6 protein-coding genes and 1 pseudogene are annotated in these 9,796 nt (G+C 66.7%); 6 read left to right on the top strand and 1 reads right to left on the bottom strand.

All coding sequences use genetic code 11. The features are described from left to right. The 6 genes and pseudogenes from ACFR9S_RS01055 to ACFR9S_RS01030 form a co-directional block, all read left to right on the top strand. Window positions 1–2,134: pseudogene (locus ACFR9S_RS01055) on the top strand (hypothetical protein); the annotation flags it as partial. Window positions 2,135–2,287: 153 nt separating this feature from the next. Then, on the top strand, window positions 2,288–5,824 hold the full coding sequence (locus ACFR9S_RS01050; protein WP_379730977.1) for a tubulin-like doman-containing protein: 3,537 nt from the start codon (window positions 2,288–2,290) through the stop codon (window positions 5,822–5,824). A gap of 17 nt (window positions 5,825–5,841) precedes the next feature. Next, window positions 5,842–7,212 (top strand): hypothetical protein, encoded by a 1,371-nt coding sequence (locus ACFR9S_RS01045; protein WP_379730978.1) that lies wholly within the window; start codon window positions 5,842–5,844, stop codon window positions 7,210–7,212. 123 nt (window positions 7,213–7,335) lie between these two features. Further along, window positions 7,336–7,923, top strand: a complete 588-nt coding sequence (locus tag ACFR9S_RS01040) for a DUF2391 domain-containing protein (protein WP_379730979.1) — start codon at window positions 7,336–7,338, stop codon at window positions 7,921–7,923. Window positions 7,924–7,982: 59 nt separating this feature from the next. Then, the gene (locus tag ACFR9S_RS01035; RefSeq protein WP_379730980.1) at window positions 7,983–8,594 is read left to right on the top strand and encodes a DUF6517 family protein; all 612 of its coding nucleotides are present in this window, start codon (window positions 7,983–7,985) and stop codon (window positions 8,592–8,594) included. Between the two features lie 55 nt (window positions 8,595–8,649). After that, window positions 8,650–8,829: a DUF7836 family putative zinc-binding protein gene (locus ACFR9S_RS01030; RefSeq protein ID WP_053948400.1), complete on the top strand. Its 180-nt coding sequence runs from the start codon at window positions 8,650–8,652 to the stop codon at window positions 8,827–8,829. 24 nt (window positions 8,830–8,853) lie between these two features. Here the strand turns inward: ACFR9S_RS01030 and ACFR9S_RS01025 are convergent. Then, a partial coding sequence (locus tag ACFR9S_RS01025; protein WP_379817787.1) for a phosphoribosylamine--glycine ligase occupies window positions 8,854–9,796 on the bottom strand: 943 nt, incomplete at its 5' end.

Below are 9,796 nucleotides of genomic sequence, written 5' to 3'. Positions count from 1 at the left end.
CGTCGCCGCCGTCTCCGTGCCGCGCGTGCGCCGGCTGCTCGGCGCTGGGGTCGGTCTCGACGCCGTTCTGGGCGGCCGGGAAGAGCTCGAACCGGCACAGCGCGAGCGGCTGGAGACCGCCGCCACCATCCTCGAACAGCACGCGCTTGAGCGGGACGCCGATCCGTATCGGACGGCGAAGTCGGCGCTCGAAACACAGCCGATACAGGCGACCCGGCGGAGCGCCGTTCGCCGGCTCGTCGGCGTGCTCGGCTCTCTCGTGCCGGCAGTCCTGCTCGTCGCGGCGGCGTGGCTACTCCTCGGCGCGCTCCCGACGGGGATCGTGACGACGGCCCTGTTCGCTATCGCCGCGATCACGCTGGTCGTGAGGGCCGGCATCGCGGTCCGAGCGATCGGCGCCGGCTTCGGAAAGCTCCTCTCCGGGGGATCGTCGGACCGGGAGCCGGATGACCGGGAGCCGGAAGAGGCAGACGACGCGGACGCTGGCGACGACGACCTCGGCGTTCGGCCGGCCGAGAAGGGCGACGGAAACGACGATTCGATCGGAGTCGCGGCCGCCGACGACCCGAATCCGGTCTCCGATCCCGCCGAACAGGACCGTGACGACGAGGGAGGTTCCGAGCCGCCGGCCGACGAGGGGTCGTTCCCGGTCGAAGACCCGGAACACGACGATGGTGGCGCGGGGGAGACGGCGGGTCGGGCCGATCCAACCGGCGACGAGGTGGGAATCACGGACACCAGTGACGGGGGCGGGGTCGCAGATACCGGCGGCCGGAGCGACGGAGACGAGGAGCCGAGTCCGGAGCCTGAGGCGGGCGAGGGCACCCCCACGGACGACGCGTTCGGCGCCGAGCGAGGGGTCGAGACGGCGGACGACGAACCCGAGGCCGACGAGACGGGCCACCTGTTCGACTCGGCGTCGACGGAGTCCGACGAGCAGGAGCGACACGACACGACTGATCCGGAACCGACTGTGGCCGACGAGGGGGGGTCCCCACCGATCGGCGAGAGCTCACCCGACGAGCCGGGAGCGTCGACCGAGGGAGATCGGGAGGACCGCGGGGTCGCCCGACGCGGCGGCCCGAAGCCGACCGGGACCGGCGTGGACGAAACGACGACACGGGGACCGTTCGAACAGTTCTTCGACGAGTTCCCGGTGACGGCGGCGCCGGTGGTCACCGACGAGCAGGTGTTCGTCGCCGGCGACGCCGGCCTCCACGACCGCTCGGTCCCGATCGACCGAAGCTGGCTCCCGGAGCACCACGCCGAGACCGTCCGGCACGGGCAGACGCAGGCACACCTCACGCGCCTGACCCACGACGGGGAGCGTGACAACACGGTCCCGTTCACCAGCCCGTTCGCGGAGCCGATCGTCCGCGGGGACGACACCGTCTACGTCGTGGACTCGTCGGGGACCGTCGCGGCGCTCGGGGACGACTCGCCCACCGTCGAGTCGTTCCGGTACCAGCCGACCCACTTCTCCGCAAACCGGTGGCTGTACGTCTCCGGCCCGGAGAAGAGCCGCGTCCTCACCTCGGACCTGCAGGTACGACAGGAGCTGTCCGGGCAGTTCTCCGTCTCGCCGATGGTCGCCGGCGAGTCGGTGACGCTCTGTTTCGAGGACAGGGAGAGTCGGCGTATCAACCTCTCGAACGGCCGTATCAACGACTTCCCGGCTCCCGAAGGGCCGCTCGTCGGCTCCGTCGTCGTCGGCGGGACGCCGTACGTCGCGAGCGAGTCAGGAAGGGTGTGGTCGGGCTGGGAGCGCGGCTGGGAGGAACGGATGAACACCGCCCGAAGCGGGTTCCGGTGGCTCTCGGCGAACGACAGTACGATCGTGCTCGCCGGGCGATCCATCATCCACACCCGGGAGGCCGGGACGCTCGGCGTCAACAGCTTGGAGGCGACCGTCTCCACGCCGCCGGTCGTGACCGAGGACAGCGTCTACTTCGTTTCCGAGGGTGATCTCGTTCGGGCCGACCTCGAACTGAACGGGAGTTCCCGGATCGACCTCCCGTGGCCGTCGGTCGACGGGCTGGCCGCCGGCGCCGACAGGCTCTACGTCGTCGCCGACGGCGCCGTGTGGACGGTCCCGTCCTCGACCGTTCGGGAGGGGACGATCAACGGGCGGTAGGGGGCGAACACTCCGATTGCTGCCCGCCTGCCGTGGGTCTCACGACCGGGACGGGGTAACATAGCTGCCACGTGATCCGACATACGATAGAATCGTCGCCGGCGTAGTGACCACACAGATTTATGTGGAGATAACTTCAATCGATTCACTATAATGGGTCGCTGTGAAACGCCCGACACGCTGATTGGCGTGGGAGGGGGAGGAAGTAGGATCGTCTACAAGTTCATGGAACAGGACTGGATTCTCGAAGACGTCCTGGACACCGAGAATTACGAACGCGACGAGCCGGGTAACCTCGAAGCGTACACGGTCGACACCGCGGTAAGCGACAACTGGCACGACGAGCGGTACGGTCCGATCGACGAGAAGATCAAATCCCTCCTCGATGAGCGGGGGCTGAACGAGGAGTTGAACAACGTCGGTATCGAACAGCGGAACCTCGTCGAATCGATCCCCAACAGCTGGCTCAAGCGGAACGACGACCAGACCGGGAATATCGCGACTCCGGGGACGGTCAGAGATCTGCTCAACCGCCGGCAGATGAACAACTGGTGGCTCGAAGAGGGGAAGAACCCGCTGTCGCACGTCGAGCGGCAGGGTTTCGATGGGGGTGTGTATCGCCGGCGAGCCGTCAGCAAGGCGATGTACCACATCAACGAGGAGCACGGCGAGTCGGTGGTTCCGAACAACCCGGGCAGTACGGCGATGGTGACCACTCTCTCCGGCGGGACTGGGTCCGGTGTCTTCATCGATCTCGCACAGGATCTCGATGCCCGAACGATCGACCTCTTCGCGGTAATCCCCTCTAAGGGCGAGAAGAAAGAGGAGAAGACCAACGCGTTCGCTGCCCTCTCCGAACTCGAGTACCTCTGGCTCAACGACGAGACGCCGTTCCGCACGGTGACCCTCATCCCGTACGTGGGGAGCGTGAACGACGACGACTTCGAGATGGCCGCCGTCCGGAGCATTCTCGCCCACCAGAACGGGATGATCGGTGGGAACCTCTTCACGTCTCTGGACCCCTCGAACCAGAACGGTCCCCCGGAGTTCGCGGGGTTCTCGATGGCCGTTCCCTACACGATGGAGTACGAGGTCGACCAGCGCGAGAGCGCTCGGGAGGAGATCGAGGAGACCCTCTCGGCGAAGCGTGCGGAGCTCACCGACGAGAAGTACCTCTACGAGGCCGTCGAAGAGTACCTCGAGGAGAACTTCTCGTCGGCGCTCGAGGAGGTCGGGACCGAGATCTCGACCGAGCCGGTGAAGGAACAGGCGATGGAGCTCCGGAACCGGTACGAGCGTGTCCGGGACGAACTCCTCACCGACGACGGGCTCCGCGTCGCCGGGCTCGAGGAGGCACGACAGGCGATCCGTGAAGAGCTACCCGTCCAAGAAGGGGCGGATATCGTCGACGACTACGAGGAGCCGGAGAACGCCCTCCGAGTGGACGTCCCCGACGACGACCCGGAGCCGGAGGTGTCCAGGCGCTTCATCGATCGTGCGACGGAGCGGGCACTCATCGACCCGACCACGATCGACAACGAGGGCGAGTTGGGGTACATGCTCGCCTCGGTCGTCGGGCAGGAGATCGACAACATCCAGACCCGGTACGAACTCTGGCAGAAGATCGCGGCGATCACGCAGGAGAACCTCGACGACTCCCACGCGCTGAACGATATGCAGGCGCGGACGGTCCGAGACATCCTGCAGGATATCGTCCTCAGCTCCGACGAGCGGAGGGCGTACCGCGACATCCAGAACCCGACGTTCTCGGAGACGCTGGATCAGATCCGCACCGCGAAGGATCAGCTGGTGAAAGAGCACCAGGAGATCACCAGCCTCCGCGATCACGTCGGCGAGAAGGTCGACAGCCACATCCAGAGCTGGAGGCAGGACGTCCAGAACGACGCTGCCCACGTCGGATCGGTGAACGAACACCGGGACGACATCGTGTCCCTGATCGACGATCTCGAGTCCGCGATCGAGAACCGGATCAGCACGATCAACGACGCCGTAACCGAGGAGGGAATGCGCGGCAGTCTGGGGTTCAACTCCTTCGAGACCCTCAACCAGAAGCTGGACGCCGTGGACGCCGAACGCATCGACGGCGACGGGATCGAGGAGGCGCTGGGCCTCATTGCCGATATGAAGACCGCGGTGCTCGAACACAACTCCGGGATCCTCCCCGGGCGCCCCGACAAGTCCGCGGAGTTCAGCAACAAGTACCGGGAGCTCCAGAACCTCGGGGACTGGTTCACGGTCAACCCCCAGCGAAACGGTGGCGACGTTCGTGACCCGTTCAACTGCGTCTTCAATCGCTCGACCATCCAGCGGGAGTCCGAGATCGACCGCTCCAAGCGGACAGCGCTGGATCGGATCGTCGAGGCCTTCGACGAGCAGTTCACCGAGGGCGGAACGCTGATCACGTTCGGCCCGGAGGACTTGACGGTCGACGATCCGGCCGTCGACATGACGGTCCCCATGGACCGGGAGCCGTCGGCACTGCGTGACCAGCTCGAACGCGATCTCGAAACGAGCGACGCAGTGATGGCCAGCACGATGTTGAACGAGGTGATGCCGGTCGAGGTCAGTGGGACCGACGGCGGAACCGTCTCCCACGAGCTGTACGAACGCTACGTCGACCCCTTCGACAGCGAAGTCGAGCGAGTGCGGAAGGAGCTCCAGAGCTACGGCGGCAACGACATCGTCGAGGACGACGGGACCATCGAGGCGCTCAACCGGCTCCGAGCGATCTCCGGTTCGTACAAGGAAGTCGAGGACGACCTCTCGGTCCCCGAGGTTACGCCACCCGAGGAGGACGGGGAGACGTACGGACGGGACTTCGCACAGCGGTACGAGGGGATCTACGGGTTCGATATCCAGCCGTCGGTCCCCAACGACGGCGATCACCCGTACCTCCGCCGCGGGGAGACGAACCCGGAGGACCTCATCAGTTCGCCGCGGAGTATCGAAGAGTCCGCGGTTCTCGAGAACCACGAGGACGAGATCTTCAGCTTCTTCGCCAACTCCCTGGAGGACATGTACAACAACAGGTACGGTCGTGCGCCGATCAACAACCTCTCGCCGCGGGCGCTTAACGACCAATCCAGCGCCCCGGAGTACGAGGGGCTCCGGTACATCCCGGTGTTCATGTCGCGGGCACTCGAGGACGTCGGCGACGTGAGCTCCCCATCGAAGGACTCCAAGCACCCGAGAATCAGGGACAAGCTCGGGGATGGTGGCTCCAGGGGTGACGGGCTGAAGCTGACGATCAACGAGAACACCTACGCCGAAGAGCAGCACGATATCGGCGGTCCCGACGAGATCTCGATGGTCACGTTCATCGCCGGGCTCACGCTCGACAATCTGAGCGTTCTCACCGACCGGGACGGCTACCAGCGCACGTACGAAACCGTCAGTCAGGATATCAAGTTCATCCCGACCCACCACACGGTCGGCATCGACGGGAAGTGGCAGTACTGGCCGACGCTACACGAGTGGACGCGGGAGTTCGAAGACGACACGAAGTACGGTGCCTACGTCTTCCGGGACGAACTCCGCCCCCTCGACCGGGATAAGGAGCTCATCACCCACATGAACGACGACTCCATCGAGGAAGTGACCGAGATACTCAACGGTATGTTCGACACCGGTCGTTTCAACGGGATGGACGTCGAGGCCGAGCAGAACTAACTCTCCCCGACCTCTCAATGGATCTTCTTTCCGACGGAAACCGAAAAGAGATCGCCGTCGTCGTAGTCGCGTTCGTCAGCCTCGCCCTCACCATCCCGACGGTGGCCGGGGCGGCGTCGACCGTCTGGGCCAACGGCGGCCTCCTGCGGTCGCTCTCCGGCGCCATCGCGGGCGTCGGCGGCGTGACGCTCGACTTCCCGGTCGTCGTCCTCGGCGGCCTGTTGGCCGGCTGGTTCGCGCTGTTCCTGGTCGACGGTACCAAACGGGTTCAGGCGGCGCTCGTGTTGCTCGTCGCGGTGGTCGCGCTCCTCCCGACGCTCGGTGACCTCGGGCGGGTGCTTGGTGCGATCCAGCGGGAGTCCGTCACGTTCGCCGCCGCGCTCGTGGTCGGACTCCTCTCCGGGGGCGTCACGTCACAGATCTACGGCGTGAAAGTCCCGAACCAGCTCTCGATCCGGGAGCGCCTCCAGTGGATCCAGTTCCCCACGGCGAGCCGGGCGTTCTTCTACACGGTGTCGGTGCTGGTGCTGCTGGCCGCCCTGCAGTACGTCCAGTACGCCACGTCGATCGTCGACACGCTCGTGACGCTACTGGCGGGCGGGGTCGCCGTGTTCGCGCTGTCGGTGTTCATGACCTACGAGTACCAGAAGTCGGTCGTCACGATCACGGCGGAGAACGACCGGCGCGCCGAGCCGTACGTCCTCGGCGGGCTGTTCGCCCACGCCGAAAGCGAGCGCGAGGGGTTCCCGATCGAGGGGAACCACCTGCTCCGGCAGGCGGTGACCGCCGCCGACGAGAGCGCGCTCCCGGACGGGTTCGGCGCACCCGTGTCGTTCGGGTTCCTCGCGGGCGACGTGACCGAACGGACCGCGAAAGTCACGACCGAGGGGTTCAGCACTCGCGACGTGAACCGGAACCGACTGGAGAACCGACTGCGTGAGCGCAACGGCGGCGGCGCGCGCGTGAAGCAACTGCTTCGCTGGGTCCGCCACCACCTCGTGCTGATCCTGCCCGCCGTCGTCCGCGACGCGATGGCCTATCAGGAGGGGACCGTCCTCAATCGGCTCGACCACGCCGACACGGTGCTGCTCCTGACGCGGACGCCGGGGAAGGACGACACGCCCGAGGAAGCTGACCTGTACGGGCTGTTGACCGAACTGTACGGCGACGACCCGAGCACCGATGTCGTGATCGCGACGAGCGAGGCCCGCGAGCCGGCCGACGCCTTCGACGAGGGGATTTCGCTCACGGACGGCGTCTTCCCGTCGGAGGTCGCCGATCGTCTCGGGATCGACGCCGACGGCGTCGGGGAGCGGTACGCGATCGTCCCCACGAACCGCTTCGACGGCGGCGACGAGGGGTTCGACGTGCTCATCGAGACGCTCTGAGGCCGCGCGTCTCACCTCGTCCGGCAGCCAAACGCTTACCTTCGGCGCCGTCGCTCAGTCGTGTATGACGAGCAACGCGACCGGGCCTCGACTGGGGGTCCCGAACCAAGACGAGGAGCGGGGGTGCTGAGTCGGATGGCCGCCGAGGACCCCGAAGAGGAGGAGACGGACGTCGACGACCTGCTCGACGAGCTCGAGGCGCTCGAACTCGAACTCGCCGACGAGGACCAGGAGACCAAGTCACGGGTGCGCGAGAGTATCCGGATGGCCAGACGGATCGACGAGGACACGCCCGTCTTCGGCCGGGTGATCAAGGGGTTCGACCGCCACGACGCCGCCGAGGCGCTGGTCGGCAGCGTCGTGTTCGGAATCCCGATGGTGATCGAGGGTGGGACACTGGAGGCGGGCGTCTACCTCGCGACCCACCCGATCTACTTCCTCGCGACGCTGCTGTTCGGCGTCAGCATCGTCAACGGGCTGCTGTACGTGGCCGAGATTCAGGACGTGCGCGTCGTCGACCCGATCCTGGGGATCCTCCCACGTCGACCCGTGGGGCTGCTCACCATCGCCGCACTCACGTCGCTGTTCATGATGACCGCCTGGGGCCGCGTCGACTGGGCCGAGCCCTGGATCGCGGTCTGTCAGACGGCGGTCTGTTTCGTCGGGATGGCGATCGGCGGCGCCCTCGGGGACATCCTCCCCGGAAGCTGAGTCCGGCGCCGACCCGGGCCGGCCACGAAGCTTATACACATCCCCGGGAACGGGACTGTATGGAGCTATCACGCAGAAAAGTCGGTGCGTTGACAGTAGCGGGGATCGCGGGGCTTGCGGGCTGTAGCGGCTCGACGAGCTTCACCGCCGAGTACGCCACCACCGACACCGGGGACACCGGGTACGAACGGACCGGGCAGCGACAGCCGTCGATGACCCGGACGTTCGCGGGGCAGGAGGTCGAGATAACGAACACGGTGACCGAGTACCGAAAGCAGATCGACCTCGGCCCGCTGGGAAGCTCCGACGTCGGCGTGTTCGCGGTGTTCACATCGCCGCAGGTCGACGTCGCCGGGCAGTCGTTCAACCCGATCGCGAACATCGACGCCGGGGAGCTCGTCCAGCGCTTCCAGCAGCGGTTCGACGACATGGGGGACGTGAGCCGGGAGTCCGAGGAGGAAGTGGAGATGCTCGGCGGCGCCCGGACGGTGACGAAGTTCTCCGGGACGGTGACCGTCGACGGCAACGAGGTGCCGGTGTTCCTCCTCCTCGCGAACTTCAACCACGAGAGCGACGTGGTCGTCCCGATGGGGATCTTCCCACAGGAACGGGAGGACGAGGAGGGACCGAACATCCGTCAGCTAATGTCGAACCTGAGCCACCCCGCCTGAGCCGACGGTCGGAGGGGCGACAAGCTTTATCGGCCATCGGGTCCCAGTTCGGGGCATGGTCGAAGCGTTCGTCCGCCTACTGTGTCCGGAGTGTACCAAGGAGTGGGAGTCGAACCCGACGGACCTCCCCGAGTCCGACCAGAACCTCAGCTGTCCGGACTGCCACGCCACCCGGCGACTCGCACAGTTCATGCGGACCGACCGCGACCTCGAAGTCGTCCAGCAGTTCGAGTAACGCGACGACAGACGACGCCCGTTCTCAGTCGCGGATCGACGTCATGTGGTCGATCCGCGACTGGACCAGTTCTTCGGTCCCCACGTCCTCGCGGACGCGGAGCCCGTCGCCCGCCGCCTCCAGCGCGTCGGCGGCGATGGCCTCGGCGGTCGAGATGTCGTCGGCGACGCCCACGACCGCGAACGACCGCGAGGTCGTGGTAAACAGGCCGTCCTCCCGGTCGTCGACGGAGGCGTAGAACAGCAGCGCGTCGCCGCCGTGTGCCTCGGCGGCGGCCGCGACGGTGGACTCGTCGACCTCGATCTCGCTTCCGGCGTCGGGGTCGGTCGGGTAGCCCGCCGGGACAGCGTACTTACAGACCGTCGCGCGGTTCGCGAACGCCGGCTCCGGGAGCGACTCGCCCTCGCGGGCGGCCGTCACGATCTCCAGCAGCGGCGTCTCCATCACTGGCAGGACGTTCATCGCCTCGGGGTCGCCGAAGCGGGCGTTGAACTCCACCACCTTCGGTCCCTCGGCGGTCAGCATGAACTGGCCGTACAGCACGCCCGTGTACTCGGGGAGCGCGTCGACGGTGGTCTCCAGTACGTTCGCGGCGCTGTAGTACTCCTGTGGCGTCATAAAGGGGAGCGTCGCCCTAGCGTCGCTGTAGCTCCCCATGCCGCCGGTGTTCGGCCCCTCGTCGCCCTCGTAGGCGCGCTTATGGTCCTGCACGGCCGGCGTCAGGCGCATCTCCCCGTCGTGGACGAACGCCTGCACGGTGAACTCCTCGCCGACGAGGCGCTCCTCGATCACCCACTCGTCGTGGTCGCTGCCGCGAACGTACTCGGCGGCTTCGGCGTGGCTCACCTGATCGCCGGTGACCCGGACTCCCTTCCCGCCGGTCAGCCCCGTCGGCTTGACCGCCACGTCGCCCTTGACGCCCTCGACGTACGCCGCGGCCGCCTCGGCGTCGTCGAACGTCTCGAAC

Origin of the sequence: Halolamina salina (assembly GCF_042678005.1) — an archaeon.
In the GTDB taxonomy this organism is placed as follows: domain Archaea; phylum Halobacteriota; class Halobacteria; order Halobacteriales; family Haloferacaceae; genus Halolamina; species Halolamina salina.
Note: the sequence above shows the minus strand (reverse complement) of the source record. Positions and strands in the feature narration are given on the sequence as shown.